This is a genomic window from Amycolatopsis sp. NPDC001319 (assembly GCF_042896185.1).
Lineage (GTDB): Bacteria > Actinomycetota > Actinomycetes > Mycobacteriales > Pseudonocardiaceae > Amycolatopsis.
Map to the genome: position 1 here is coordinate 1 of NZ_JBIAWY010000037.1, position 1,130 is coordinate 1,130.

General features: G+C 70.6%; 1 protein-coding gene. It reads right to left on the bottom strand.

Annotation, left to right across the window (positions count from 1 at the left end):
* The coding region (locus tag ACFY1H_RS49555; RefSeq protein WP_386956788.1) for an FAD-binding oxidoreductase at window positions 1-1,130 on the bottom strand (1,130 nt) is incomplete at both ends.

Below are 1,130 nucleotides of genomic sequence, written 5' to 3' on the forward strand. Positions count from 1 at the left end.
TTCGACTTCACGGCCGCGAGGCGTCGGTAGCGCTCCGGTCCGTAGATCACGGCGGCGTCGGGCGCTTCCTCGGGGGCGAGGTTGTTGACCAGCCGCCGGTCGCTTTGCCAAGGGGCCATGCCCTCGAGGAGTGAGGCGACTGACTCCTTGAGCCGCTTTTCCTGCGACAGCGGACCGACCTCGACGCCCAGCAGGCTGTAGGGCAGGCCCCTGGTCGCCACGGCGTTGGGCACGGCCGGCTCGCGGTCCCACGCCCCGCCCAGGGCGCGCAGTTCGGCGATCCACATGCTGGTGCCGGACTCCGGGCCGACGAGCTCGATCAGCTTTTCCTGTGCCTCCTCGGGGAACTCGCGCAGCATGATGCCCCGCTCGTAGTAGGGCAACGGTTCGGTCGGCTCGTTGTGGATCGACGCGACCTCGCTGTAGGGCATGTCCCGCACGGTGTCGAGGATCGCCGGAGCCACTGTCCGCAGTGGAGCCACCAGGCGCTCGCCGTCCTCGGCCGTGCCGGTGTAGGCGAACCGCAAGGACACCGTGAACGCGCCGCGCAGTGGTTCGGGCAGCTCGGGCAGCGGTGGCAGGCGCAGCACGGCGAACGACGAGATCATCGTCTCCGGGGTGCCCGGATGCCAGGCGGTCCACGCGCGCAGCACGTCGGCCATCCGCTCACCGGGGAAATAGAGGCCCCCACCGTAGAGGCGGAGCACCGGGAACAAGGCGAACTCCAGCGCGGTCACCACGGCGAAGTTGCCCTTTCCGCCGCGCAGCGCCCAGAACAGCTCGGGTTCGGACTCGGCGTCGACGTGGCGCAGTTCGCCGTCCGCGGTCACCACCTCGAGCGAGAGCACATGGTCGGCGGCGTAGCCGTGGGAGCGGCCGAGGGTCGGGCTGAGGCCGCCGCCCAGGGTGTAGCCGGAGACTCCGACCGTGGGGTTGGACCCGTTGAGCGGGGCCAGCCCGGCCTTCGCCGCCTCCGCGACGACCTCGGCCCACAACGCCCCGGCACCGACCCGGGCCTTGCGGCCGGCGGTGTCGATCACCACCTCGTTCATCAGATGCGTCGAGATGACAACAGCACCGGAGGCCGTGCCGACCATCTGGTGGCCGGTGGTCTTCACCAGAACCGGCCG